The organism is Desulfosediminicola ganghwensis (assembly GCF_005116675.2).
GTDB classification, from domain to species: Bacteria; Desulfobacterota; Desulfobulbia; order Desulfobulbales; family Desulfocapsaceae; genus Desulfopila; species Desulfopila ganghwensis.
Genome location: NZ_CP050699.1, coordinates 5,218,464 through 5,244,479 on the forward strand (window position 1 = coordinate 5,218,464; position 26,016 = coordinate 5,244,479).

Consider the following 26,016-nt stretch of genomic DNA (forward strand, 5'->3'; position numbering starts at 1 on the left):
CATAAGAAATATGGGTTAACGGTTGAAATAATGCCACACTATCTATATTTTGTAGCTTCTTTGCGTACCACTGCTATAACGAATACACTAGGGACACACTATGTCAGACATGCGACCGACCCCTTCCACTCATACCATGAGTCATTCCACCACCATTGTTACCCCCGACAGCAGGGTAGAACAATACGAGCAGGTGGCTATCGAGACTCCATATTCCATTGCCCTCAATGACGAAACCATCGGTTCATCAATGGTCCTGCCCATAGGTCTTGAGGAATTCGGCGTGGGCTTTCTTTTTGGCCAGGGCTATATCTCATCGCCTGAAGAGGTGAAAGAGGTAATAGTTTGCCCCGAAGGAAGGATAGCAGTCTATGCTGACGTTGAACGCACTGAACCCAAAGAGGTCATCATCACCTCCGGTTGCGGCGGTACCGGAAAGATTTCGAGAGAGATGCTGGAAGGCGCCTTCGATCCTCTACAGGAAACCACAATTACCTTTCCTGAAGTCCGGCAGTTCATCAGACAGTCACTGCACTACTCTACGCTGGGTAATGATACCCACTGCGTGCATGGTTGCGGCCTCTGGCAGGACAATTGCCTGAAAGTCTACTATGAAGATGTAGGACGACACAACGCTGTGGATAAAGTGATGGGAGCCATTCTACTCGGCAAGGCCACACCCCGCGCCGCAATCTACACCACCGGCCGCCTCACTTCAGACATGGTGTTGAAATGTGCCCGCATGGGTATTCCCATTATCATGTCACGCACCTCGCCATCTTCGCTGGGACTTGCTATTGCCCGTAGATCAGGGGCGACCCTTGCCGCCTACGCCCGGCCGGACAGGCTCAATGTCTTCAATGCTCCCGAGAGAATTATCAGCGAGGCAGAGTAAGAGACTCCGCCCCGCTTGTTTTCCTGTGCAGACGAAAACTGCTGCCGGCTATTTTTTCTCCATACCAAGCTCAATCAACTTTTCTAGGAGGGCGGGGAAGTCCAGTCCATGAGCGGCGGCGGCCTGGGGGAACAGGCTGGTTTCTGTCATCCCCGGAATAGTATTGGTTTCAAGCAGGTAGAGATTTTCTTCTGAATCCATCAGCATGTCGGTACGGGAATAGCCTTTGAGCCTTAATACCTTATGGGCTCTGATCGCATAATCCTGTGCCTTACGGGAAATCTCCGCGCTCACCGGAGCCGGACAGATCTCCTCTGAAGCGCCCGGAACATATTTGGCGTTATAATCAAAAAACTCAAAATCCTTACCGGGCACTATCTCTATCAACGGCAGCCCTTCGGGATCATCATTACCGAGAACTCCCACCGTCAATTCACGCCCTTCGATATATTGCTCCACCATGACCGATCGACCATGTGTCAGCGCGGTCTCAATTCCGGCTATCAACTCATTTTCTGTTCTGGCAATGGTCAAACCAAGACTTGAGCCCTCGCGCACCGGTTTTACAACCAGGGGCAGCCCAAGATTTGCCACAAGTTCTCTGCCGCTTGGCACTTTCCGGGGAGTAACTACCTCCCACCGGGCAACAGGAAGCCCCTCCGTGAGATACAGATCTTTAGCCAGGTCCTTGTCCATGGCAATGGCACTGCCAAGTACCCCCGCACCCTGGTACGGTATATTCAGGAGCTCGAGATAGCCCTGCACGGTGCCGTCTTCGCCATTTTTGCCATGGAGAAGAATAAAAGCACAATCTATATTATCTTTTTCCTCAAACAATCGGCCGAGATCAGTCGCCGGATCGAAACGTAACACTTCGAAATTTCTTGCCAGTAAAGCCTTCTCAACCCCTGCCGCTCCTTTCAGCGACACTTCACGTTCACCAGAGGTCCCGCCAGCCAGCAAGGCAATTCGTAATTTTTGTTCTTGCATTGGAATCTCTCCTTATGGTATTCGATCACGTTTCACAAATTACAATTGAGTTGTACCGTTGCACTTGAGACTGTACTGCACTATCTCTTTGTGACAGAGTAATTACAGAATCAGTTGAAGATGCGTATCGACACCTGGCCAGCCTCTTCAACACAGCGCATAGATGCGGTAATACTGTAAAAAGAAGTCAGCCAACAGCCGAAATAGGACAAAGACGAGTCACTTCAAGCCACTGAGCAATCACCGTGGCTTCTCGTACTCATCGTCATTCATGGAAACGGAAATAATTCAAAAACTGCAAGCCATAGTCGGTTCAGAGCATTGTACAACCCGACTGGAAGATCTGCACTGTTATTCTTATGATGGCCGGGCCAACCCTTCTCTTCCTGAAGCGGTTGTATTCCCGGACTCCACAGAGCAGGTGAGTCAGATTATGAAGCTTGCAGGCAAATACCAGTTTCCCGTGGTTCCGCGCGGCGCCGGCACAGGCATGACCGGCGGGGCTATCCCGGTTGCAGGCGGGCTGGTCATGGCCATGACCCGCATGAACAGAATTATTGAGATCGATAGTGATAACCAGGTGGCCGTCGTTGAACCAGGTGTTATTACCATCGACCTGCAAAAAGCTGCAAAAAAGGTCGGGCTTTTTTACCCTCCCGATCCTGCCAGCCTGAAATATTGCACCATTGGCGGTAACGCCGGAGAATGTGCAGGTGGACCTGCTGCGGTAAAGTATGGTGTGACCAAAGATTACATAATGGGTCTTGAGGTGGTTTTACCCTCCGGAGAGGTCATCCACACCGGTACCCGTACCGAAAAAGGAGTCACCGGTTACGATCTCACCAGACTGTTTGTCGGCTGCGAAGGCACCCTGGGGATTATGACCCGGCTCTATTGCCGGCTAATACCAGCCCCGGAGGCAAAGGAAACATTTCTGATCAGTTCAGATTCACTTTCGGCTATAACCGGGCTTGTTGCAAAGATTCTCAACAACAACATCCTGCCCTGCAAACTTGAATACATGGATCGCACTGCCATCAAGGTGGTCTCAGGTATCATGGCAGAACCACCAGGTGAAGATGTTGAGGCGTTGCTGATTGTCGAACTCGACGGAACCGGAGAATCTGTGGCCGAGCAAAAGCAAAGGCTCCTGGCAATGCTGCAGGTTTTAGATGAGTTCACGGTTCACCACGCCGCAACCAGTGAAGAGGTCAGTCAGCTCTGGCAGGCACGGCGCTCAATTTCACCTGCGACATTGAATCTGAAGCCCCACAAAATCAGCGAGGATGTTGCCGTACCACGCAGTCGAATCCCTGAACTGGTAGCCCATTGCGAGACCCTCTCAGCCGAACTCGGGTTGACCATCCTCAGCTATGGCCACGCAGGTGACGGTAATATTCACGTAAATATCATGCTCGATAAAACCAACCCACAGGAACTTAAAGCTGGGGAAGAGGCGAAAAAGCGACTCTTTGAATTCACCATCTCCATTGATGGAACACTCTCGGGTGAGCATGGTATTGGTATAACTAAGGCGCCCTATCTTGACCTCGAACTCAACGAGGCCACGATAGCAGTAATGAAACAGCTCAAAACGCTGTTTGATCCACTGAACATATTAAACCCTGGAAAAATTTTTCCACAGTCTCCGTCGAGGGGGTGAATTTCAATCACTTAGATCAACCAGAAAAAAAGAATAGCGGTAAAGTCAGTACATTCCTTGGCAATTGCAGCAGTTAAGGCTGTAAATTGCAGGCTACATCTTGCAGGATTTGTGCGCTTTTCCTACAAAGAGATTGACAGAAAGGCAACTTCCTTTTATATAAAAAAGGTTATGTTGTGTATTTGCCCCTTTTAGGCATTTATTGCGTTTAATTAATGCAACAGCCTGAAAACATATGAATATTTTCCATAAACGGAGCCAAAAATGATAGAAGTTGAAGTTCGAGGAGATCTCGAATATGCAATTCGCCAGCTGAAGAAAAAACTGCAGATTGACGGTATCAAAAGAGAACTCAAGCGTCGCGAATACTACGAGAAGCCAAGCGTAAAGAAACGCCGCAAGCAGGCTGAGGCCCGCAGAAAGCTCCGCAAGTTCAACCGTCTCAGAAGAGCGCATTAGTCTTTTGTTTGAAAAGCCTTGCAATACGGCTTTTTGAATAGGGGCAGCACGTGTGACACGGCCTCCCGGAAATAACAAGCCGCCTCTTCTGCCGGAACAGTTCCTTGGCGCATATGAACTGTTCCTCCAATATCTCATATCAGAAAGGCGGCTTGCCGAAAACAGCGTTGAGGCATACTCTGCCGACATCAACGGTTTTCTCACCTATCTCGCCCGCAAACGCAAGAAAACGTTTGAAGAGGTAAATCTCAAGGTCATCCACAATTTTCTCCAGAACTGCCTTGAGAACAATATTTCCCATCGCAGCAACGCCAGACGTGTATCGGCGTTACGCACCTTTTTCAATTTCCTTGTCCAGCGAAATCTGACAGCTGATAATCCGTTTGTTGCTGTCGATCTGCCGAAGAGCGGTAAAAAACTCCCCATCGCACTTTCAGTTACTGAGGTCAGCAAACTGCTCAAGCCACCTGGACTGGTTACCCCCATAAGCCGTCGAGACACGGCAATGATCTTTCTCCTCTATTCTACCGGGCTACGGGTTTCCGAACTGGTCAACCTGCCACAATCCGCCGTCAACCTGACCTCCTGTTTCATCCGGGTACTCGGTAAAGGCAACAAAGAGCGCCTCATTCCTTTTGGCCGGCAGGCTAAAGAGAAAATTGAAGAATATATCGACCTCGGTCGGCCAAGGATTCTCAACGGCAAACGATCCAACTACCTTTTTGTCACCAACCGGGGCAGTTGTATGACCCGACTCAGGTTCTGGCAAATCATCCGCAAAGTCGCCCTGGCAGTAGGAATTGACAAAGATATTTCACCGCACATGCTCAGGCATTCCTTCGCCACGCACCTGTTATCGCACGGTGCCGACCTGCGTGCGGTTCAGATGATGCTCGGTCATGCCGACATCTCGACCACTCAGGTTTATACCCATGTCGACCAGGACAGATTGAAAACTATTCATAAAAAGTTTCATCCGAGGGGATGAAATTGTGTACATATTGGCAATAGTAGGTAAAGCTACCCTGAGTAAATACCACAAATTGCCCAAAGCATAACTCCCCGACCGGAACATAGCATCTCGGGATTAAACACAACTGAGCGACCTGATTAATGCGAGTAATCACTACGCACCTTAACGCAGATTTCGACGGCATGGCCTCCATGGTGGCGGCCCACAAACTCTACCCTGATGCCGTTCTAGCCTTTTCCGGTTCCCAGGAGAAAAACCTGCGCGATTTCATTTCGCAGTCCCTGCTTTATACTTATGATTTTAGGAAAACAAGCGATATAGATCTGGATCAGGTTGAGATGCTGATTATCGTCGACACCCGCTCATCCTCCCGCATTGGTAATTTCTCCAAATGTCTGGAAGACAGTAAAATTCCGGTGCATATTTACGACCACCATCCGGAAAGCCCCAGTGATATCGAGGCTGAGGTTGAGATTATCAAAAATGTCGGTGCCACCTCGACCATCTTCACCCAGCTGATCAAAGAACGGGACCTGGATATCACTCCGGATGAGGCGACCATCCTCTGTCTCGGAATTTATGAAGACACCGGTTCGCTTACCCACCTGACGACCTCACCCGAAGATCTCGAGGCGGCCGCCTGGCTGGTACGAAAAGGGGCAAAGCTCGATATCGTTTCACAATTTATCACGTACGAGTTAACCACCCAGCAGGTAGAGTTGCTGCATGACCTGATGAAGTCAGCAACGCAGTACACTATCCAGTCCATCCCCATCGTGGTGGTGACCCATTCGCTACAGAACTATGTTGACGATTTTGCCCTGATAGTCCGACGCTTCATGACCATGGAGAATCTGGATACACTTTTTGCTCTGGTCTCCATGGCAGGCAGGATTTATCTCATTGCCAGGAGCCGAATCCAGGATATCAACGTCGGCGCCATCGCCCGCGATATGGGGGGGGGCGGTCACTCCACCGCGGCATCTGCCACGGTCAAGGATATGACCCTGATTGAGGCCCATGAAAAGCTGATCCAGACCCTGCACCGTCACGTGCGGCCACAGCCCATAGCGAAAGAACTGATGTCAATGCCGGCCATCACGATACCGGCCGACATATCCCTGACCAACGCAGCTTTTTTGCTCAACCGCTATTCAATCAACTCAGTTCCGGTTGAAGCCCCTGCAACGACTCGCATACAGGAATGCCCATTTCTGAATATCGTCGGCATTATCTCCCGCCAGGTTATTGAAAAGGCGCTGCACCATAATCTCGGTGAATTGCTGGTCAGCGACTATATGTCCACCGATATAGATTTTCTTTCGCTCAATGCAACCCTGGCCGATATTCAGGAATTGATCATAGAAAACCGCCAGCGCATCATCCCAATCATCCAGGATGGCAAACTGGAAGGAGTCATTACCCGTACTGATCTGCTCAACCATCTGGTTAATGACCCGGCCCATCTGCCTAAGAATTTACTGCACGAGACCGAGTACCCATCACTTGAGCGCAAACGGAACCTGAACAAGCTGATGATCGACTGTCTCAACCGGGACATGATTCAACTGCTTCATGTCATAGGTGAAGTAGCCGATCAGATTCGCTTCAATGCCTTTGCTGTTGGCGGTTTTGTCCGTGACCTGCTTTTAAAAAAGCGAAATCTCGATCTTGATATCGTAGTCGAAGGTGACGGTCTCATCTTCGCGCGACATCTCTCCGAACGGTTGGATGGCAGGTACAGAACCCATGAACGTTTTGGCACCGCCGTGGTAATGATGCCCAACGGCTTTAAGATCGACATCGCCACAGCCAGGCTTGAGTATTACGAATATCCAGCTGCCCTGCCCACCATTGAACTCTCTTCGATCAAGCTTGATCTCTATCGTCGGGACTTCACCATCAACGCCATGGCGGTCCAACTCAACCCAGGTCAGTTCGGTACCTTAATCGACTTCTTTAACTGCCAGAATGATCTCAAGCACCAGGAGATCAAGGTGCTGCATAATTTGAGTTTTGTCGAAGACCCAAGTCGAATTTTCAGGGCGATCCGCTTTGAAAAGAGAATGAATTTCCGCATCGCCCCCCATACCGCCCGGCTTATTAGAAATGCGGTGAAAATGAAACTTTTCGGCAAGGCAACCGATACCCGCCTGTTTTCAGAAATCCGCCAGATCCTCGCTGAAGAAAACCCCATTCCTGCCATTCAGCGTTTAGCCGAATTTAACCTTTTTCAATTCCTCTGGCCCGACCTGAGACCGCACCTGAAAATCGATAGGCGGTTTATGCATATCCTAATACAGGCACAGAAGGCTATCAACTGGTACAAACTGCTCTACCTCAAAGAAGAATGTCCCTGTTGGATGGTCTACCTGCTTGCTATTATGGGCAGATCCCGGCTTGACGTGCTCGAGGCGTTCTGCCAGAGGTTTCTAGTTCCGCCGAAGGCCAAAGAGACACTGCTGCGCCAGAAAGATCACGCTGACAAAACCGCCAACCTGCTGGCTCGCAGGAGGACACTGACCAACAGTGAGATTTACTGGCTACTTGAGGATTTTAACATTGAAGGCTTACTCTACCTGATGGCTATCGCTCGCAAGAGTTCCGTCAAAAAGGCAATATCCAAATACGTTACGGACTTGCGGCATGCCACGACCCTGATAAGCGGTCGCGACCTGAAAGCCATGGGCTATCAACCCGGCCCCGCCTTCAGGCAAATGCTCAATGGACTGCTGGAAAGCCGCCTAGACGGCGAAGTTGTCAGCAAAGAAGATGAGATCGCCTACATTCAAAGAAATTACCCGCTACCGACTACCTTATCCAGCAACGAGGTCCACGGTTCGGGTGAAGGAATCTAAGCATCCCATCACCTATTGAATAAATGACTTCCCCACTTTAACCTTTTCCCAATATTAGACGATGTTTTCATTTGATCAGATTATCTTTAAGTTTGTTATATTAGCGCCACCCATCCTTTTGGCACTCACCCTGCACGAGGTAGCTCATGGCCTTACCGCCTACCGCCTCGGTGACCCCACCGCCCGCAATGCAGGCAGATTAACCCTGAACCCGCTCAAACACCTTGACCCGCTTGGTACACTCATATTTTTTATAGCCAATTTCGGATGGGCCAAACCCGTCCCTGTCAATCCCCTCTATTTTCGCAACGTCAAGCAGGGGATGCTCCTGGTCGCCCTCGCAGGGCCTGCCACCAACCTGGTATTGGCCGTGGCCAGCGCCATCATACTCAAAGTGCTGTTAGCCGCAGGAGTTGCCGGCAACCCGTCGATCATAGGTGCTATCTATCCTCTCATGCAGATGCTCGCAGCCAGTGTCTGGATTAATCTGGTACTTTGCGTATTGAACCTGCTGCCGATCCCCCCTCTTGACGGCAGCAAAATTCTTGCAGGCATATTGCCGAACGAATTAGCCAGTTCGTATATGAAGGTTGAACGTTACGGCTTTATCATCCTGCTGGTTCTATTATTCAGCGGTCTGCTCAGCAAAGTAATTTTACCCATTGTCAGCTTTGCCAACGGCTTTTTACTCTCATAACCGACTTCTAACGGTTTAAACGCAAAACGGGAGATTCACCATTGCGGCAAATCTCCCGTTTCCTTTTTCAACTCAGCAGACAGACGCTTTTATAGCAGCGATGTCCCTTCTGAATAGAGATAACGCTTGATCTTGTGAGTAGCTGTTTTTATAAACGGCTCACGACGCTCGAAAACCCTGGCAATTCGAGAAGCCGATGAGAGCTGGGTGTTTAACTGGTTTCGCATCTCTTCAAGCCTGGTCTCTATAAATTCACGGCGCTCCCCCCGCCCTTTGCCCTTGGTCTCCTCGTCTATCAACTCATAATCCGGGTAGACCCAGGCCTCAAGCTGACCGCCGCTCTCAAGAACCAGACTCTCGACAACTAAGGGAAAACAGTTGATCTTGTGCTCGATTGCTTCAGGATAGACGTTTTCGCCATTTGCCATGACGATCACATTTTTAGAACGACCCCGAACGTGCAGGTTACCTTCCTCATCGACAAAACCGAGATCACCGGTGGCCAACCAGCCATCACTTGAAAGAACCTCGTCAGTGGCCTCCTGATCGCCATAATAGCCTTTCATCACATTTGGCCCTGTGGCGAGAATTTCACCAACACCGGTTACAGGATCAGGATCGACGATTTTCACCTCAACGCCAAACAGAGGTTTACCTGTAGATCCGGGAGCAATGGTGGCATCCCCAAAAGGACCACCAGCCAACAGTGGCGCCGCCTCGGTGAGGCCATATCCGATCAGGAACGGAAATTCCGCGTCGTGCAGAAAATCCTCAACCTCCGGATTCAATGCCGCGCCACCAATTCCCATAAACTGGAGATTGCCACCAAAAAACTCCAACAGTTTCTGGCCTATTTTTTTATAAACCAGTTTACGGCCAAAATTGGTTTTGCATGCGATATTAAGCAGTTTTGAATTCTCAATCTGCGGCAAAACCCGTTTCTTGTAAATCTTCTCCAGGACAAGCGGCACTGCAAAAATAAAGTTCGGTTTTTCCACCTTGCAAAGCTTTTGCAAAATTGCGGGAGTCGGTGTTTTACCCGCATAGGCCACACGGGCTCCACTCAGGAGAGGCAGTATAAACCCGAGGGTAAACTCATAAGTGTGAGACATGGGCAGAATGGAAAGGAAAACACTTCCCACAGGAATTTCCTTCAGCCTTGAACTCGAATAAGCGTTGGAAGTGAGGTTCTTATGAGAGAGCATCACCGCCTTTGAATAACCGGAAGTACCTGAAGTATAGAGGATAGAGGCGATATCGTTCTCTTCGACTACCGGAAAATCCGGTGCCTCATCCAACGCCTTCAGATCATCTGTCGCCTGCTCAAGTAAATCACCAAAACCGATGACATTGATTACTGTCTGCTTGGCAGTCTGCTCATCAAGGGTAATAACCGGCCCGACAAGTTCTTTTCGTAATTCGTATATTTTGTCAATCTGACGAGTAGTGGTAAAAAGGATTTTGACCTCCATTTCATTGAGGATGTGACGAACATCACTCTCAGGAAGGTCAGGGAGTATGGGAACAGCTATCGCACCAAGACGAACTATAGCAAAATAGGCTGTACCCCAGTTATGAGAATTTTCGGCCAGGATGGCCAGTCGATCACCTTTCTTGACACCCTCTTTCTGCAGACGACAGGCAAGAGCCATTACATTCTGATGAAACTCGTTATACGTAAGAGCCCTCTCAAGCGCCATCCCTATGGCTGGATTGTCTCCGAACTTGGCGCGGCTTGAATCGAGGATGTAATTGAGTGTCATCCGAACATCAGCTTCAACCACCATATATTCACCTCTGCGTAGTAGGTTTTGCAGCTTCAGACAACAGCGTAGAAACATCTACATACTATTGCATTCTGTGGTAATTATCGGCAAGGATATTACACAAAGTATGAGTGGTGGTCAATGGTGAAGAGAGAGCCTGTTTGCCGCAACCCCTGTATCTACTAGGAGAAGTCGCTTGACAAGGCTCTTGCGCTTTACTACAACAGTAGCACAATATTGACATGACTTCGCGCCCGAGATATCCCCTGCAGCACTTACTTATATGACCCATATTTTCGTTTCCACCATCCTGAATCACACTCTTCGCTCATCACTCTCCATGGTGATGTGTCTCACAATTTTTGCATTCTTTTCCCTGAACACTCCTCTGGTCGCCAGCGCTGCAGATTTGCCCGTTCTGGGAAGCCAGGGTAATATAGCCAAAGTTAAACGTTTCCCGGATGAGCTGAGTGAACTTCCGGTCTCCGTAAACACCCTGAACCGTATCTCAGCCCGCAGTGCAATTGTCATTGATGCACAAAATGACAGAGTACTCTTCGCCAAAGACCCCGATAACCCACGGCAACCTGCAAGCACCATCAAGGTACTCACCGGCACAATCGCCCTCAAATCCATGACCGGCGATGAGTCGATCCCGGTAAGCCGGGAGGCAGCCTCCCGGCCCAGCTCCAAGATGTATCTTGACCCCAATAAGGAGTATCGCGCAGATGAATTGATTACCGCGGTACTGCTCGCCTCATCCAACGACGCCAGCGTTGCCCTGGCCGAGATGCTGGCCGGAAGCGAAGAGGAATTTGCCAGGATCATGACCCTGCAGGCTGAACATTGGGGCGCCACCAACACCGATATAAAAACAGCCACCGGCCTGACCGCCAAGGGCCAAACCAGCACAGCCAGAGATCTGGCCCTGATTTTCCGGGAAGCCATGCAATATCCAGAGTTCGTTGCCAGAATTAAAATGCGGTCGATGAAAACCGACGAAGGTAATACCCTCTACAATCACAATAAGGCTTTATGGCAGATTGATGGTACCGAAGGCGGCAAAACCGGCTACACCAACGCCGCGCGCCAGACCTACGTCGGACAGTTTACCAGGGACGGCAATACTATAATCGTTGCTGTTATGGGTAGTGAGACCATGTGGAACGATGTTAAATTCCTGGTGCAATACGGCTTTGGCCAGTATCGCTATATTTCACCCCATGAAGCTGAGCTTCATTCAGGCGACGAGACACTCCCCCAGGCTGACCACTGATATTGCTCGCGTAACTAACGTTTCTTCGCCTGGACCAACGGTTGAATGTTTTCAACTGTAAGCGTCACCGCACCATAATCCTCTTCCACCAGCCCGGTCAGGATATAGGCCCGTCCGCTCTGCAGCAGATGGGCTGCGCGCTTATAAACTTTTGGGAAAAAAGTAGTCTCCTGAATCCCCGTCTCATCTTCGAAGGTTAAGAATTCCATAGCTTCGCCGGTTTTGGTCGAGACGATCTTCCCGGTGAGCAACCAGCCCACACAGCGGATGCGCCGCCCCACATGAGCCGCGACCTCCTCCATTTTCACTACGCCCTGCGGTGCCCTGCCCATAAAGGTAATGGGGTGATGTCGACAGAGAAATCCAAGTAGTTCATATTCACGTCGCATCTGACTCCCCAGGTCCGGCGGTTGCAGAGCCGGTGGCGGCGGCAATTGCACCGGAAAAAGAGAGCTGGTCCTACTGAGAACCCTGCTTCTCTGGAAAGCCGCCCACTGCCAGAGCAATGCCGTCCTGTTGAGTTGCGGATCGAGGCTATCCATCGCCCCGGCATGAATCAACGCTCTCCCCTCATCTTCTGCAGGTACCACCCGGTTCCAAAAATCAAGAGGACTGCTAAAATCCCCTTTGTTTCTCTCAACAAGGAGTCTGGTCACCAATTTGTCAGATAGTCCATGGATCGCCTGCAGCCCCACCCGTATCTTCGTGCTGTTTCCCTGCCAGCGATACCTGCTGTGATTGACATCGGGATGCAAAATCTCCAAACCAAGTCGCTTAGCTTCGGAGACATAGGCCATAGTTGAGTAATAACCACCCTGGTTTGAGATCACTGCAGCCATGAACTCCGCCGGATGGTGATGTTTCAGGTACGCTGCCTGATATGAGACACGGGCATAAGAAGCTGAATGCGGCTTGCAAAACGAGTAGCCGGAAAAGCTCATGATCATCTCCCAGACCTGGTCGATATCCTTTTCCGCAATATCCCGCTCACGGCAGCCGCTGTAAAACCGCTCCCGATAATCGTGCAACCGAAGCTCCTTATCCTTTTTGGACATGACCTTTCGCAAACCGTCCGCCCGCGCATGACTGAAGCCCGCCAAGGCCACAGCGACCCTCGAAACATCCTCCTGATAGACCATCAGCCCGAACGTCTCATCCAGCACATCTCCCACCAGCGGATGCAAGGGTTGCCAGGCGCCACCATGCAGTCTGCGTACATATTCCCGAACAAAATCATTGGCCGCCGGCCTGATAATCGATGACTGGATAACCAACTGCTCAAAGTCACCAGTCGCGGCTTTCTGCTGCAACAGGCGCATGGCCGGGCTTTCGATATAAAAGCAACCCATGGTGGTGCCACGAGCCACACCGCTTCTGGTACGCACATCATCTTCAGGATTCCAGGTCATCTCATCAAGTTCGATACCACCTTCAGAGACCGACTGAACCGCATCACGAATAACACCGAGACTACGATTGCCCAGGATGTCGATCTTCACCAGACCAGCCTCTTCGGTGGAGTCCTTCTCCCACTGGATGATCGGCACACCTTTGGCTGCATACTGTACCGGTACATATTCGTTTATCGGCTTCGGAGTAATCACCACCCCGCCGGGATGCACCGAGAGATAGCGCGGCAAACCGACCAACTGCCCGGCAAGACTAAAAATCTCGGGCCAGGGATCGCTGAAATCCTGATCTTTTAGAGAGGGTAACGTACGGATACGCTCAATGATTGTATCTTCATTGCCCCCGTGCAGCCAGTGCAGCCGTTTGGTGAGTCGGGAGATCTCATAGCCCGGCATGCCGAAAGCCTTAGCCGTTTCTCGAATGGCCATGCGAGGCTGAAAAAAGATATGGTTGCAGACCATAGCGGAGTAACCGCTAAAATCACTCAACACCTCGTTAAGCACCTCATCCCGCTCATCCCAGGAAAAATCCACATCGATATCGGGCGGATCACTTCTGCCCGGGTTGAGAAAACGCTCAAAATAGAGATTGTACTTCAACGGACAAACATTGGTGATCTCGAGGCAGTAGGCCACCAGCGAAGCAGCACCAGAGCCACGACCACAGATCCGGCGTTTTTTTCTGGTACCGTCCGGTCCTTTCCGATGGACAATATCGCGCACAACCAGGAAATAGGAAGAAAACCCCATCTCCTCTATCACCTTCAGCTCATGTTCCAGTCTTTCCACCACCGGTTCACCAAGGTCATCACCGTAACGAAGCCGGGCTCCCAGATAGGTTCGTGCCCGTAGTACAGTGGCAGCATCTCCAAGCTCCGGCTCACGCCAGGGCGGCATGACAATACCGAATTCCGGACCGGTAAAACGACAGCGGTCTGCCAGGACCTCTGTCGCCGTCAATACCTCCGGCCAGATACCAAAGCGCTGCCGATACTTTTCAACAGGTTCAAGGGCTGAGACATTTTCCAGGGACTCGAGTTGCTCCAATCGGCTCATACTGGTATTGGCGGCGATGGCCCGCAACAGCTGATAGAGCTGCCGCTCACCTTCATGCGCCAGACTGCTTTCCGCAGTTATTACCGCCGGGACACCTGCACCATTTGCCCACTGCCGCAGCATGCGAGCCTGCTCTGTCGGCCTGGGGCCCAGATCAGCTGCCACTTCGACATTACGGTTCCGCAACTCATCCAGCAGACCGATATCACGCCCCAATATCAGCAAACCTGCACCAGCCCCGGGCAGTGCATCTTCAAAACAAAATTTTTTATTGCAATGACGACTGGTTATCAGCTTGCAGAGATTACTGTAGCCGGTATTGTTCTCCACCAGACAAACCACCAGCCTCTCACTGTCGGGTTCTGAAAGCTCCACCCCCACAATTGGCCTGAGCCCCTGCAGCTTTGCGCTTTTCAAAAAATTCCATAATCCGTAGAGATTATCGCGATCGGTAATGGCAAGGCCGCTATAGCCAAACCGCACTGCGAGTTCACAGAGAGTCTCAGGCATAGCGGTCGCCAGGGAAAGTGAATATGACGAGCGAACCCGCAGGCAAAACATAGCTACCTCTTGAATATGGCGTTAGGAGGGTGGAGATTAATTAATTAGAAGTTAGAAGTCAGAAGCTAGAAGCTGGTGGCTGGGAGATTGAAGATAGAAAGAGAAAGACACATTCCGCGCCCTTCCCCTCTCACCTCTCACCTCTAATCAACAGATTCAGACAGCGAGACGCTCCACAGCCGGATTGGTCTGCCGGGCACCGCCGATGTTGATGAGACTGTGGCCAAACCGCGCCCGAATGGTATCCATAGCGCTGAGTACTTTTTCCTGACTCCGTTCTTTAACCGTGGTCTCCGGAAAAAGTGACAGTTGCGGAGACTGACGATGCAGCCGGTCACAGACAAGGCGCACACTGCGCAAGCGAGTACGACGTATCCATGCCCTCTTGAGCGCCAGCATAGCCAGTTGCCTTAACCCGAAATCACTGGAACTCCCCTGCTTCAGCGTTGCCTGTCGCACCACATGGCTTCCGTCTGAATAATGAATCCAGACCCCTATCCTCCTGGCGACCTGCCGACGATGGCGCAAGGTTACAGCGGCCCGACTCACCAGATTGCCGACAATGCTCTCTACTTCCTGCTGATCGTTGGTATCAGTGGCGAAAAGATGTTCATGATCAATGGGGGCGGACTGCTGAGGGCCTCCCATAACCAGGCTGTTGTCCTGGCCATGGCTTGCCTGGTGAAGAAACTCACAGCGGCTGCCGAAAGGTACCATCAGCTGCGAGCGACTCAACTCCGCCAACTGGCCGATAGTGGAAATATGAAATTCATGAAGACGACTCAACTCCTTTCCCTGTAAACCGGGCAGCAGGGACAGGGAAAGCGGCGCCAGGAACTCCTGCTCTTCACCGGTCGCCACGATGTATTCCCCCACCGGCTTCACCAATCGTGAAGATACCTTGGCCACCAACTTGTTCGAAGCGAGTGTCCAGATGGGATTAATCCCCAGACCATCACGTACCTCACGGCGAACCCGCCAGCCAACATCGGGTGGCGGCCCGAACAACCGGTGCGTGCCGGTAAGATCAACAAAGAGATGGCCATCCTCCAGACCGTGTTCAATCAACGGCGAGTAACTCTGCACCCGTTTCAAAAAGGTGCCCATGGCCTTGCGATAGAGATCAGTGCGAGGCTGCACAACCTTCGAACCACGACAGAGACGGCTTGCCAGATTGAGTGCCATGCCTTTTCTGACCCCGCACTGGTACGCCTCTTCACTCATGTCATACACCACAGCCCGGGCTGCCCCTAAAGGCGCCACAATCAGCGGTTTACTCCTGAGCGTGATGTCTGCCACCCGCTCAACCGCTACAGCAAAATCCGCCACATTGAAATGCAGAATCGATCGTTCCATAATGTCATTAGTCTGGACCTCTCATCAGTCCAGACGGTACCCGGTTTGAAGTTCCCGGCAGTACAGAGGCAGGCTCAGACTCCGGTAGTGGATTATCCTTTGACCGCTGAATAATTGAAGACAATGGGACGCAGCGGCTGGTTCCTGTGCTACGCCAAACTGCTGTTCCCCACTATCTTCTTCAACCGCTGGGCATTCCTGGGAGCCTGGCCGCGAACATGATTATTAAAATAAATCACCCCGCTTTTAGCCTGACGCACCAGTTTACCCAACCACTCTTCACTCCAGCCCCTTAACTCATCCTCGCTATAGTCATAATCGATTTTTTTCTGCATATTACCTGAACGCCAGCCTGAAATATTGCGACCGTGAAAACGCACATAAAAAAGCTCGGGGTTAGTCACCACATCAAGCGTTGGGAAAAGACCTCCAATCTCAGGCTCATCTACGGTTACCAGGCTCACTTTACGCCGCTCAAGCTCCTGGAACACACTATCCACGGCCCAGCTGGCGTGACGAAACTCCACCGCCAACGGCAAACCGTGTAACCCGTCCAGAAGTTCCGCCAGATACCGCCTGTTGCTTAAAGTACGGTCGAAATCAGGTGGTAACTGAACCAGCACGGCCTGCAGCTGCTGCCCCAGAGGCGCTATACCTTCCCGGTAGAGCTTCAGTTGCTCCCGCCAGTCATCTGCCAGCTCGTGGGTCATGGTCCTGGTCAGCTTGGCGGAAAAACGAAAATGCGACGGGGCCTTGCGGACCATACGGGCCACAGCCTCTGCCCGGGCCATCTGGTACCAGGTGTAATTCAACTCGACTGTTGAAAAGGTATAACCATAAAAACTTAACATTTCCGAAGTCCTGGTTCCTGCCGGATAAAAGGTGCTGTCGACCCATTCGGTGTATGAATAGCCGCAGGTGCCGAACAGCACCCTGCAGTCACCAGCCAGGGTAAGCGCCCCCGGAATAGCGTGTATATCTTGTCTGTCTGCCATCGGGTGCACTATCTTCCGTCAAAAACTCCGTTGTCGCCTCGCACCACACCAACCACTTTCCCCTGCACCAGCAACTCACTGAACGGGTAACGCATCACCTGATAGTTTTCGTTTTCCGGTCGTAACTCGATATGATCACTGTGCAGGTAAAAGCGCTTGACCGTCGCCTCTTCGCCCTGTACCAGAACAGCTACGATCTCACCGTTTTCCGCATATTGCCGCGGCTCGCAAATTACCAGATCAGCGTTGAATATCCCGGCGTCACGCATGGAATCTCCCTTAATCCGTAAACAAAACAGATTGTCACCAGGAAAAAGCTGACTATCAACCACCACAGTGCCTTCCCATTCCTGTTGGGCATACATGGGCAGACCGGCGGTCACCTGACCGATGATCGGCAACTCCCGCCCCCGGATAAGCGCATCCCCTTGCTCCTGTTGCGACTCGCCCTCCGGCAGCAACCTGATCGTACGGCTGTAATGCCCCTCACGCTCCAGTACACCTTTTTTCTCCAACTGACCAATCAACTGGGCCACTGCGTTATGGCTCACCCCAAAATCCGCTGCTGCTTCCCGCAGGCTCGGAGCCCGCCCTTCCTCGTTGATGCGATCGGCAAGATAGTCGTAAAACCGCTTCTGTCTGCTGGTAAGTTCCACACGGCCTCCTCAGAATGCATGATATTTGTACATGTACATTTACCCTTATTGTACAATCACATCCAACATTGTCAATATACATTATATTGTAACACCTGCTGCAGCCAACGTAAAAAAACCTGATCAGGCATCATCTGTTTTCACGGTGTACCAGCCGCACAGTCACAGTGAGGCTGCACCTGGCAGCCGTTTTCCAACAAATAATTGCTGTGTTTCAACCTGATATTGTGTACTCTGATAAGAACAGCTGCCCCAACTTTTCCACGATCAAACTTCCTGTTGGCACCATTCCCCAGCAAAGCACACGCAGGTATCCTATGTTCAGAATTACCGATATTCATACCATTGCCATCCAGATTGAAAAAAACGGAGAAATCTCTTATCAACAGGCTGCAGCACACGCCACCAACCCGAAGATAAAGGCCGCATTTGAAGGAATGGCCGAGGAAGAGCGTCGGCATCGCCATTGGTTCGAAGGATTTCAGGCCACTCACTCCTCGCCTCCCGAACATCAGGAGCTGGAAGCGATGGGCAGGTCACTGCTGCAGAGCATGATCACTAACCAACCCTTTGGGCTGGATCAGAACAAACTCAACCAAGCCAAGACGATTGCTGAAATCATAACGCAGTCTAAAGCGTTTGAAGAAGATACCATCCTCTTCTATCAGTTTCTCAGGAGCATTATTGAAGAAGAGGACGTCGCCAGTCAGCTCGATACCATCATCGAGGAAGAGAAACTCCACGCTGAACGCCTGAAGGAACTGGTTGAAGCCTGCGCCTAGGAGGCTGTCCGAAAATGCCCTTTTGCCCAAACTCTTCGGAATTTCAAAATAACAATGCTCGCAATATCATTCATATGGCTGTGCTTATTGTTTTTAAATTTCTCGATTTTGAACAAAATGCCTATTATCGGACAAGCTCCTAGGAGTGTCCCACAGCCTCCTGAAAAAACTGATTCGTAAAGACCCCATAGTAGAGTAGTCTGTAGCCATTTCGCAAAATGTGGACGGTTCGGTCAGAGAAAGTAGGCTGTGAACCACCTCCGCATCGACCATCAGAGGGGATACTGTTATGACTGTTCTTGCAGGCAGGGATCTTGAGAGCTGGTGCAGGGACTTCCCGGTATTGCGCGAGCTGATTGCCTACCGGGAATGCTGCTGGTTCAACCCGCAACGTACAAATGCCCAAACCGGCCTGACTGCTACCGGGCTCACTGCGGCTGAGCAACAGCTTGCAGCCGAACGCCTTGATCGTTTCAAACCATTCATTGCCAGGGTATTTCCGGAAACAGCCGCCGACCAGGGCCTCATCGAATCACCGCTCGTGGCAATTCCTTCCATGCGTCAGGCGCTGGGACAGCGTTCAGCTATTACGCTACCTGCCAAGCTGCTGCTCAAATGCGATAACCTGCTGCCCATCTCAGGTTCTGTAAAGGCCAGAGGCGGGATTTACGAAGTCTTGAAGCACGCTGAAACACTGGCTATCAAAAATGGTCTCCTGACTACCACCGACAACTACGCAATACTCGCTGAAAAACATTTTCGTACCTTTTTCAACGAGTACAAAATAGCTGTGGGTTCAACTGGCAACCTGGGACTCTCAATCGGCATAATGGGCGCGAAGTTCGGTTTTCAGGTCACGGTGCATATGTCCGCCGATGCCCGGAGATGGAAAAAGGATCTGCTCAAAAGCCATGGCGTCGAGGTTGTCGAGTACAGTTCAGATTACGGTGCAGCGGTCACAGCAGGCCGTAGCCAGGCTGAAAGCGACCCGAACTGCCACTTCATCGATGACGAGAATTCCACCGACCTGTTCCTTGGCTACAGCGTGGCCGGGCAGCGGCTCGCCGCACAACTTTCCGCGATGAATATCGAAATCAACGGGCAGCAGCCACTTGTTGTCTACCTTCCCTGCGGTGTCGGGGGAGGACCCGGCGGCATTACCTTCGGGCTGAAACAGGTCTTTGGCGATAACGTGCACTGTTTTTTCGCCGAACCCACTCACTCGCCCTGCATGCTGGCCGGGCTCTGCACCGGTCTTCACGATACAATTTCCGTACGCGATCTGGGACTTGACAATATCACCGCCGCTGATGGGCTCGCAGTTGCGAGACCATCCGGATTTATCGGTCGCGTACTCGCTCCCTTAATTTCTGGTGTCTTCACTGTTGATGACCACGAACTATACCGCTTGCTGGCACTACTGGCTGACCTGGAACATATCTTTATGGAGCCTTCGGCCCTGGCCGGCCTTCCCGGCATTGTCAAAATTACGCAAAATCGTGACAAACTTGCACCATCCCTTCAAGAACATTTTGATTCCGCTGTACATGTCGCCTGGGGAACCGGAGGGAGTATGGTACCGGCGGAGGAAATAGCCGGGTACTATGGTAAGGGAAAAGAGTTGCTGGAAATGCGTAATGCGTGAGGAGTGAAACTGTGGACGGTGGACGGTGGACGGTGGACGGAATTTAGAATAAATGCCTGTGTTGTCAAAAGCTAAGGCCCGGTTTTTCACCGGGCTTTAACAAGAAAAACTCTCCAGGAATCTGTCCTACTCCTAGCGTAAAGACGAGATATAGTCACCAACGGCTTCCACGCCCTTGTCTTCGAGTACCCGGATAGCGCTGGAGCCGAGCACGGCGATATCAACCTTGCCACGCAGAAAATCAATATCGTCCTTGTCCTTGACACCAAACCCCAGCGCCAGAGGCAGGTCTGTTGCCTGGCGACAGCGGTCGAGATATCCATCCAGCTCGCTGGAGAAAGCGGTATTCTGACCGGTCACTCCCTTTCTGGCAACGCAGTAGATGAATCCGGATGCGTTCCCGGCCAGATAGCTCATCCGCTCATCCGTCGTTTTAGGGGTAAAAAGCTGGATCGGTGAGAGATTTCGTTCTCTTAACGCGGTTACATATTCCGGCGCCTCTTCGGGTGGTGCATCCGGTACTATCATTCCTTTAATGCCGTGCGCTGCCGCATCTTCGGCAAATCGGTCTACTCCATACTTGAACAGTATGTTGTAATAGCTCATATAAAGGAATGGAATATCCAGATTGGCGGTGATTTCCTGCGCCACCTGCTGGCACTGAGCGAGCCTGGCACCCGCTTTCAATGCCTCCTGATTGGCTTTCAAAATAACCGGACCGTCCGCGATGGGCTCTGAGAAGGGAATCTGCAGCTCCATCAGGTCAACCCCTGCCGCCACCATGGTGCGCGCCAGCTCAAGCGAAGTCTCAAAATCGGGATAGCCCAGAACGATATGGGTCATCAGCAGGATTTTCTTATTTTCCCGCTGCTTGCGAATATAGGACTCAAGCATTTTTGTACTCCTCCGCTTTGTTGCAGATGAACTTCTCCCACTGGGGATCGCCGATGGCATCCGCCACAGTGAAGATATCCTTATCACCACGACCAGACTGATTGATGATGATGCACTCGTCCCGGGAAAGCTCAGAGGCCTCCTTGAATGCCTGCACAAAGGCATGGGCGGACTCGAGCGCCGGGATAAGTCCTTCCTTTCTCATACAGAGCTTGAGCGCTTCAACCACCTCTGTATCGGTGGCTGCGGCAAAACGCACCCTGCCGGTCTCACTCAAGTGAGCGAGAATCGGTGACACACCGACATAATCAAGCCCCGCAGAGACGGAATGGGTCTCACGCATCTGGCCGTCATCATCCTGCAGAAAGTAGGTCTTATAGCCCTGGGCCACACCCACCGTGGCCTGATCGGAAGCAAGGCGCGCGGCGTGCAGGCCGGACTCAAGCCCTTTACCACCCGCTTCAACACCAACCAGCTCCACCGGGTCATCCATGAAGCCACCGAACAGCCCCATGGCGTTGGAACCGCCACCAACACAGGCGAAAACTCTGGCCGGCAGCTTTCCGGCATATTTCAGGATCTGCTCGCGGGCTTCCTGGCCGATGATGGACTGGAAGTAAGACACCATCTCGGGGAACGGGTGAGGACCGGAAGCGGTGCCCAGCACATAGTGAGTGGAATCCATATTGGCCGCCCAATCACGAAAAGCTGCATTCATTGCATCTTTCAAAGTTCGGGAACCGTCTTTTACCGCCACCACCTTGGCACCGAGCTGCTCCATCCAGAACACGTTGGGACGCTGGCGCAGTACATCGACCTCACCCATATAAATGGTGCACTCAAAACCGTATTTTGCCGCCATGGTAGCTGTGGCCACACCGTGCTGGCCGGCACCGGTCTCGGCGATAACCCGCCGCTTGCCCATCTTTTTCACCAAAAGCCCTTGCGCGATCACGTTGTTCGCCTTGTGAGCACCGGTATGATTCAGGTCTTCCCGCTTGATATAGATTTGCGCTCCTGCAAAATGCTTGGTCAGATTCTCAGCATAGGTCAGGGGTGTAGGTCGGCAGGAGTATGTGGACATGGTGTGCACATATTCTTTCCAGAAGCCTGGGTCGCTCTTGATACGTGCAAACTCTTGTTCCAGTTCTTTAAATGTGGGTATGAGTATCTCAGGAAGAAACGCTCCTCCATACTCCCCGTAATATCCGGTTTTAGCCATGCGACAAGCCTCCCAGGGATTGGCTGAAAATAAATTCATCCGTTCGACAGAAAAGATCCGAATAGATCGCGTTTTGTTGAAGGGATGAGTCGAGAAATCTGTTAACCGCCAACAGGGGTGTGGACTTGCGAACGTCCAGTAGCTCTGTGAGGCGGGTATCGGGATAGGTTATGTTGAACTGCTGGGTTCCCCCAGTCAGAACGAAGTGGAAAGAATCTTCCACCAACTGTGAAAGTGAAATTCCTTCGAGTTTCATGTTTTCCAAACCTGCAAAGATTCTGGCATCGAGATAGATATCCTCAACCAGCACCGGAGTCTCTTCAACCAGGGTGCGCCTGCTGAGATAGATGGCCTCAGTACCACTGAATGGATTGCTAATACCGCTGATAACCTTGGCACGACGCGGCGGCTCAACAAGAATCACCTTCGGTGCACGCTTACTGGCTTTGAACGATGCCATGGTACCCGCCAGGGAAAACAGGTCGACCCGCTCAGGAGTTTCAGCCACAAAGGTGCCGGAGCCACGCCTTCTGACAAGCAGTCTTTTACGCACCAGGCTGTCGATGGCCTGTCGAACTGTGGGCCTGCCTATTCTATAGAGATCGGCCAGAACATTTTCGGAAGGAATTTTTTCTCCGGACTGAAACCTGCCGCTACTAATCTCTTGCTGAAGTAATTCTGCAAGTTGATGGTACAGGGGCACTGGCGATGCTTTGTCGATTTTCGTTTCCATACGTCACTGTTTACCAGCCACCTGTCAAGTTGTCAAGACATCTTGACAGGTGGCTGGTTTCAGATCCCCATACTGCTCTCTACCGAAAAAAAAGCTACAGGCTCTGACTCTTTCCCGGTGCGGTCGCTACAACTACCTTTTCCGTTTTTTGAAATCCTCTTTTCTGAGATCATATCTGCGCATCTTACTGTAGAGGCTTCGGGTTGTTATCCCCGCATGGTCCGCAGTTTTCCGGATACTCCCGCCATGCTCAGCCAGGACCCTGCACAGATATTCTTTCTCTGTATGCTCAACCATCAAAGAAACAACGTGCTGCAAAGTTTTAGCCTGCCAGTTACCGGCTAAATTTCCATTCACCGGCTCCTCCACATTCTTGTCTGTGGCATAAAGAAAAGCACTTGGCAGGTTTTCCATTGTTATCTCACCACTCCGACTTAGGAGCATTGAACGTTCGATAACGTTCATCAACTCCCTGATATTGCCAGGCCACTCATAACTACAGAGCGCAGCCATTGCAGGTTCGGCAATCTGGCGAATATCCCTCCCTATCTTACACTTGAAATCCATGACAAAGCGTCTGGCCAGATGGGGAATATCTTCCCGACGCATCCTCAAGGGGGGAATGTTGAGCTTGATCACGCTCAAACGATAATAGAGATCTTTTCGAAAATTACCGCTGTTCACCTCCTGCTCCAGATCCTTGTTGGTTGCGGCAATCACCCGCACATCAACCCATGATGATTTTTCTGCGCCTATGGGCTGTATTTCATATTCCTGCAGAACACGGAGCAGCTTTGCCTGAAGGTGCAGCGGCATCTCTCCAATTTCATCTAGAAATATAGTCCCGCCATGCGCCTGTTCGAATGCCCCGCGCCGCGAACGGGTTGCCCCGGTAAAGGCCCCCTGCTTATGACCAAAAAGCTCACTCTCTAAAAGTTGCTCAGGCAAAGCTGCTGTATTCACGGCAACAAATGGCCCTGAAGCGCGGGGACTTTCACCATGAATTACTTTAGCCAGATGCTCCTTGCCGACTCCGGTTTCTCCCATGATCATCAAAACCGAATCACTGGGAGCCACCAGTTGTACCTCGTTCATGAAGAGCTGCATCACTTCACTATTCGTGGTAAAGTCGGAAATTTTCGGCACACTTCTGCCTCGCCGATCCAACCGGTCGCGCATCATAGCCAGCCTGCGGCTCTCAATGGTGCCTTCCAGTGCCTTGATCATACGTTCCCTGGAAATACCTGAATAGAGAGAGGAATGAGCTCCTGCGGCTATATAGCCAGCCTGCAATTCGGCAGAATGCTCAGTCTGCAGAACCATGATCGTCGGATTCTCAGGCAACCCGGCAAGCAAGCCTATACCGCCAGCCACAGGGGCAGGAATCATGCTGTCACTGATGACGATAACATCCGCACAACTCCGAACGACCTGTCGCCAGCTGTCGGCCTCCCCGGTCAACCCCTCGACCTCAATTTCAGCCAGCCCGATCTGCTCTTCAAGCCCTCTCTGCAACTCCCGGTCTCCAAGCGCCAATACCACCCTGATCAGCATATTTCACCAGTAATTAAGAAATTGTTTTCCGATAATCCCCCCGTTACGATTTCAGCAACCGCACAATCGGAAAATACTTTCTTTTTTATTCCGGCGCAAGCTTGTTGTTCAACATCGCCCCACCGCCTCTCGGCGACTTTGCCCAGGTCATTAACGCCAACAATCAGACCAGTTAGGCAGATTACCATTCAGCATTCTGGGCCGTATCGTTAGAACATACTGAAGTGAATTCATAAAACACCCCAGCAAAAAGGAAATCTATTTCTTTTTTTTAAGAAAAACTTCACCAACCCCTCTCTCGATATCAGATTATCTTTATTGTTTTCATATACTTGTGGATACAAGTCAGATACGGCATAGATTTTGCCTCTGGTCTTGAACATCATTATAATAACAGGGAGGAGTATCTGTGACCAAATCATGCCTTACCGCTTCAAAACAATCAGAAGCCGGACTCGCGGACATTGTTGCCTGCGACTCTGAAATTTGTCTTATCGACGGAATAGATGGACGACTGCTTTACCGCGGTTATGATGCCCTTGAGCTTGCAGGAAACAGCACCTTCGAAGAAACCGCCTATCTGCTCTGGTATGGTTGTCTTCCCCGGCCCACTGAATTCAAGGCATTTCTCTCGGGCTTCATCGGCTCCATGGCTCTGCCTGTAGAGACCGTGATGATTCTCAGGATGTTTCCGAAAGTCGCCACTCCCATGGAGGTAATTCGCACCGCCGTATCCTCTTTAGGTCACTGGGACCCCGATAGCGGAAACACCGGGCTCGATGCCTGCCTGCGCAAAGCACAACGCCTCACTTTCCGCATCCCTCTGCTCATTGCCGCTCACCAGCGTCTTCGCCAGGGGCTGGAACCCATAAAGCCCGAACCTGGTCGCGGCATCGCTTACAACTTTCTCTATACCTTGCAGGGAAAAGCGCCAGACCCGATTCTTGAGCGTGCATTCGATGTGGCTCTTATCCTTCACGCAGACCATGAGCTGAATGCATCAACTTTCGCGGCGCGTGTGACTGCCGCTACCATGTCAGATATCTATTCTTCGGTCACCTCAGCCATTGGAGCCCTGAAAGGGCCTCTACACGGTGGAGCGAATATGGAAGTGATGCAGCTTATCGAAGAAATCGGCACACCGGATAAAGCTGAGCGAATCATTCTCGGAAAGCTGGCAAACAAAATGAAAATTCCGGGATTCGGTCATCGTGTCTACCGCTGCGAAGACCCACGGGTACGCATGCTCAGGGATTATGCCGACCAGGTTACCAGTTACACCGGCAACACAGTTCAATTCGAAATCACCAGGGAAATAGAACGAGTCGTGCGACGTGAAACAATGGTTTTCCCCAACGTCGACCTGTATACAGCCTCACTCTACAACGCCATGGGACTACCGCAGGAACTATTTACCCCCATTTTTGCCATCAGCCGGACTGTGGGCTGGACCTCCCATATCCTCGAACAGTGGGCCAACAACAGGCTCATCAGACCACGTGCCGAATATACCGGTCACAACAACCTCAATTACATCCTGATGGAGGAGCGCTCATAACCCTCCTGACGACACTGC

At 51.3% G+C, this 26,016-nt stretch carries 20 protein-coding genes; 10 read left to right on the forward strand and 10 right to left on the reverse strand.

The annotated features are described in order from the left end of the window. Nucleotides 1–100: 100 nt before the first annotated feature. A complete protein-coding gene (fdhD, locus tag FCL45_RS22510; protein ID WP_228721401.1) occupies nucleotides 101–895 on the forward strand; it encodes a formate dehydrogenase accessory sulfurtransferase FdhD in 795 nt (264 codons plus the stop codon). A 48-nt stretch (nucleotides 896–943) separates the two neighbouring features. Here fdhD and FCL45_RS22515 read toward each other — a convergent pair whose 3' ends face one another. Next, entirely contained in the window at nucleotides 944–1,885 is a 942-nt protein-coding gene (locus tag FCL45_RS22515; protein WP_136795595.1) for a D-alanine--D-alanine ligase family protein, read from the reverse strand. Between the two features lie 271 nt (nucleotides 1,886–2,156). Here FCL45_RS22515 and FCL45_RS22520 point away from each other — a divergent pair, with 271 nt between their 5' ends. The 5 genes from FCL45_RS22520 (at nucleotide 2,157) to FCL45_RS22540 (ending at nucleotide 8,535) form a co-directional block, all read left to right on the forward strand. Next, the gene (locus FCL45_RS22520) at nucleotides 2,157–3,548 is read left to right on the forward strand and encodes an FAD-binding oxidoreductase (protein WP_136795596.1); all 1,392 of its coding nucleotides are present in this window, start codon (nucleotides 2,157–2,159) and stop codon (nucleotides 3,546–3,548) included. Nucleotides 3,549–3,815: 267 nt separating this feature from the next. After that, nucleotides 3,816–4,007 carry a 30S ribosomal protein S21 gene (gene rpsU / locus FCL45_RS22525; protein ID WP_419175805.1) on the forward strand — a complete coding sequence of 64 codons (192 nt, stop codon included), beginning with the start codon at nucleotides 3,816–3,818 and terminating at the stop codon, nucleotides 4,005–4,007. A gap of 52 nt (nucleotides 4,008–4,059) precedes the next feature. After that, nucleotides 4,060–4,995: a site-specific tyrosine recombinase XerD gene (gene xerD / locus FCL45_RS22530; protein ID WP_136795598.1), complete on the forward strand. Its 936-nt coding sequence runs from the start codon at nucleotides 4,060–4,062 to the stop codon at nucleotides 4,993–4,995. A gap of 125 nt (nucleotides 4,996–5,120) precedes the next feature. Beyond that, a complete protein-coding gene (locus tag FCL45_RS22535) occupies nucleotides 5,121–7,838 on the forward strand; it encodes a CBS domain-containing protein (protein ID WP_136795599.1) in 2,718 nt (905 codons plus the stop codon). A 61-nt stretch (nucleotides 7,839–7,899) separates the two neighbouring features. Next, nucleotides 7,900–8,535 (forward strand): site-2 protease family protein, encoded by a 636-nt coding sequence (locus FCL45_RS22540; protein ID WP_136795600.1) that lies wholly within the window; start codon nucleotides 7,900–7,902, stop codon nucleotides 8,533–8,535. Between the two features lie 89 nt (nucleotides 8,536–8,624). Here the strand turns inward: FCL45_RS22540 and FCL45_RS22545 are convergent, their stop codons facing one another. Next, a complete protein-coding gene (locus FCL45_RS22545; protein ID WP_136795601.1) occupies nucleotides 8,625–10,322 on the reverse strand; it encodes an AMP-binding protein in 1,698 nt (565 codons plus the stop codon). 262 nt (nucleotides 10,323–10,584) lie between these two features. Between FCL45_RS22545 and FCL45_RS22550 the strand changes: the two genes are divergently transcribed. Beyond that, nucleotides 10,585–11,577, forward strand: a complete 993-nt coding sequence (locus FCL45_RS22550) for a D-alanyl-D-alanine carboxypeptidase family protein (RefSeq protein WP_136795602.1) — start codon at nucleotides 10,585–10,587, stop codon at nucleotides 11,575–11,577. Between the two features lie 14 nt (nucleotides 11,578–11,591). On the opposite strand, the gene FCL45_RS22555 is transcribed toward FCL45_RS22550, so the two are convergent. The 4 genes from FCL45_RS22555 to lexA form a co-directional block, all read right to left on the reverse strand. Beyond that, entirely contained in the window at nucleotides 11,592–14,603 is a 3,012-nt protein-coding gene (locus FCL45_RS22555; protein WP_136795603.1) for a DNA polymerase III subunit alpha, read from the reverse strand. Nucleotides 14,604–14,759: 156 nt separating this feature from the next. Then, nucleotides 14,760–15,959: a DNA polymerase Y family protein gene (locus tag FCL45_RS22560; protein WP_136795604.1), complete on the reverse strand. Its 1,200-nt coding sequence runs from the start codon at nucleotides 15,957–15,959 to the stop codon at nucleotides 14,760–14,762. 149 nt (nucleotides 15,960–16,108) lie between these two features. Beyond that, nucleotides 16,109–16,954: a DUF72 domain-containing protein gene (locus tag FCL45_RS22565; RefSeq protein ID WP_136795605.1), complete on the reverse strand. Its 846-nt coding sequence runs from the start codon at nucleotides 16,952–16,954 to the stop codon at nucleotides 16,109–16,111. A gap of 8 nt (nucleotides 16,955–16,962) precedes the next feature. Continuing rightward, nucleotides 16,963–17,610 carry a transcriptional repressor LexA gene (gene lexA, locus FCL45_RS22570; RefSeq protein ID WP_136795606.1) on the reverse strand — a complete coding sequence of 216 codons (648 nt, stop codon included), beginning with the start codon at nucleotides 17,608–17,610 and terminating at the stop codon, nucleotides 16,963–16,965. Between the two features lie 317 nt (nucleotides 17,611–17,927). Between lexA and FCL45_RS22575 the strand changes: the two genes are divergently transcribed. Together FCL45_RS22575 and FCL45_RS22580 are read left to right on the forward strand one after the other, a co-directional pair. Beyond that, on the forward strand, nucleotides 17,928–18,392 hold the full coding sequence (locus tag FCL45_RS22575; RefSeq protein ID WP_136795607.1) for a DUF892 family protein: 465 nt from the start codon (nucleotides 17,928–17,930) through the stop codon (nucleotides 18,390–18,392). 289 nt (nucleotides 18,393–18,681) lie between these two features. Next, complete coding sequence (locus FCL45_RS22580) at nucleotides 18,682–20,037, forward strand: D-serine ammonia-lyase (RefSeq protein ID WP_136795608.1); 1,356 nt, start codon at nucleotides 18,682–18,684, stop codon at nucleotides 20,035–20,037. Nucleotides 20,038–20,169: 132 nt separating this feature from the next. Here FCL45_RS22580 and trpA read toward each other — a convergent pair whose 3' ends face one another. The 4 genes from trpA to FCL45_RS22600 form a co-directional block, all read right to left on the reverse strand. Beyond that, complete coding sequence (gene trpA / locus FCL45_RS22585; protein WP_136795609.1) at nucleotides 20,170–20,931, reverse strand: tryptophan synthase subunit alpha; 762 nt, start codon at nucleotides 20,929–20,931, stop codon at nucleotides 20,170–20,172. Beyond that, on the reverse strand, nucleotides 20,924–22,153 hold the full coding sequence (gene trpB, locus FCL45_RS22590) for a tryptophan synthase subunit beta (RefSeq protein WP_136795610.1): 1,230 nt from the start codon (nucleotides 22,151–22,153) through the stop codon (nucleotides 20,924–20,926). Before trpB ends, trpA begins: the two co-directional genes overlap by 8 nt. After that, nucleotides 22,146–22,886, reverse strand: a complete 741-nt coding sequence (locus FCL45_RS22595) for a GntR family transcriptional regulator (protein WP_136795611.1) — start codon at nucleotides 22,884–22,886, stop codon at nucleotides 22,146–22,148. The genes trpB and FCL45_RS22595 overlap by 8 nt, the downstream gene beginning before the upstream one ends. 132 nt (nucleotides 22,887–23,018) lie before the next feature. Further along, complete coding sequence (locus FCL45_RS22600; RefSeq protein ID WP_136795612.1) at nucleotides 23,019–24,440, reverse strand: sigma-54 dependent transcriptional regulator; 1,422 nt, start codon at nucleotides 24,438–24,440, stop codon at nucleotides 23,019–23,021. 409 nt (nucleotides 24,441–24,849) lie between these two features. On the opposite strand from FCL45_RS22600, the gene FCL45_RS22605 reads away from it, so the two are divergent. Further along, nucleotides 24,850–25,998: a citrate/2-methylcitrate synthase gene (locus FCL45_RS22605; protein WP_136795613.1), complete on the forward strand. Its 1,149-nt coding sequence runs from the start codon at nucleotides 24,850–24,852 to the stop codon at nucleotides 25,996–25,998. Nucleotides 25,999–26,016 lie beyond the last annotated feature (18 nt).

What these genes read in the sequence shown, in the direction of transcription:
- fdhD (WP_228721401.1), top strand. Translation starts at nt 101, where the DNA reads ATGTCAGACATGCGACCGACCCCTTCCACTCATACCATGAGTCATTCC.
- FCL45_RS22515 (WP_136795595.1), bottom strand. Translation starts at nt 1,885, where the DNA reads ATGCAAGAACAAAAATTACGAATTGCCTTGCTGGCTGGCGGGACCTCT.
- FCL45_RS22520 (WP_136795596.1), top strand. Translation starts at nt 2,157, where the DNA reads ATGGAAACGGAAATAATTCAAAAACTGCAAGCCATAGTCGGTTCAGAG.
- FCL45_RS22535 (WP_136795599.1), top strand. Translation starts at nt 5,121, where the DNA reads ATGCGAGTAATCACTACGCACCTTAACGCAGATTTCGACGGCATGGCC.
- FCL45_RS22540 (WP_136795600.1), top strand. Translation starts at nt 7,900, where the DNA reads ATGTTTTCATTTGATCAGATTATCTTTAAGTTTGTTATATTAGCGCCA.
- FCL45_RS22545 (WP_136795601.1), bottom strand. Translation starts at nt 10,322, where the DNA reads ATGGTGGTTGAAGCTGATGTTCGGATGACACTCAATTACATCCTCGAT.
- FCL45_RS22550 (WP_136795602.1), top strand. Translation starts at nt 10,585, where the DNA reads ATGACCCATATTTTCGTTTCCACCATCCTGAATCACACTCTTCGCTCA.
- FCL45_RS22555 (WP_136795603.1), bottom strand. Translation starts at nt 14,603, where the DNA reads ATGTTTTGCCTGCGGGTTCGCTCGTCATATTCACTTTCCCTGGCGACC.
- FCL45_RS22560 (WP_136795604.1), bottom strand. Translation starts at nt 15,959, where the DNA reads ATGGAACGATCGATTCTGCATTTCAATGTGGCGGATTTTGCTGTAGCG.
- FCL45_RS22565 (WP_136795605.1), bottom strand. Translation starts at nt 16,954, where the DNA reads ATGGCAGACAGACAAGATATACACGCTATTCCGGGGGCGCTTACCCTG.
- FCL45_RS22575 (WP_136795607.1), top strand. Translation starts at nt 17,928, where the DNA reads ATGTTCAGAATTACCGATATTCATACCATTGCCATCCAGATTGAAAAA.
- FCL45_RS22580 (WP_136795608.1), top strand. Translation starts at nt 18,682, where the DNA reads ATGACTGTTCTTGCAGGCAGGGATCTTGAGAGCTGGTGCAGGGACTTC.
- trpA (WP_136795609.1), bottom strand. Translation starts at nt 20,931, where the DNA reads ATGCTTGAGTCCTATATTCGCAAGCAGCGGGAAAATAAGAAAATCCTG.
- trpB (WP_136795610.1), bottom strand. Translation starts at nt 22,153, where the DNA reads ATGGCTAAAACCGGATATTACGGGGAGTATGGAGGAGCGTTTCTTCCT.
- FCL45_RS22595 (WP_136795611.1), bottom strand. Translation starts at nt 22,886, where the DNA reads ATGGAAACGAAAATCGACAAAGCATCGCCAGTGCCCCTGTACCATCAA.
- FCL45_RS22600 (WP_136795612.1), bottom strand. Translation starts at nt 24,440, where the DNA reads ATGCTGATCAGGGTGGTATTGGCGCTTGGAGACCGGGAGTTGCAGAGA.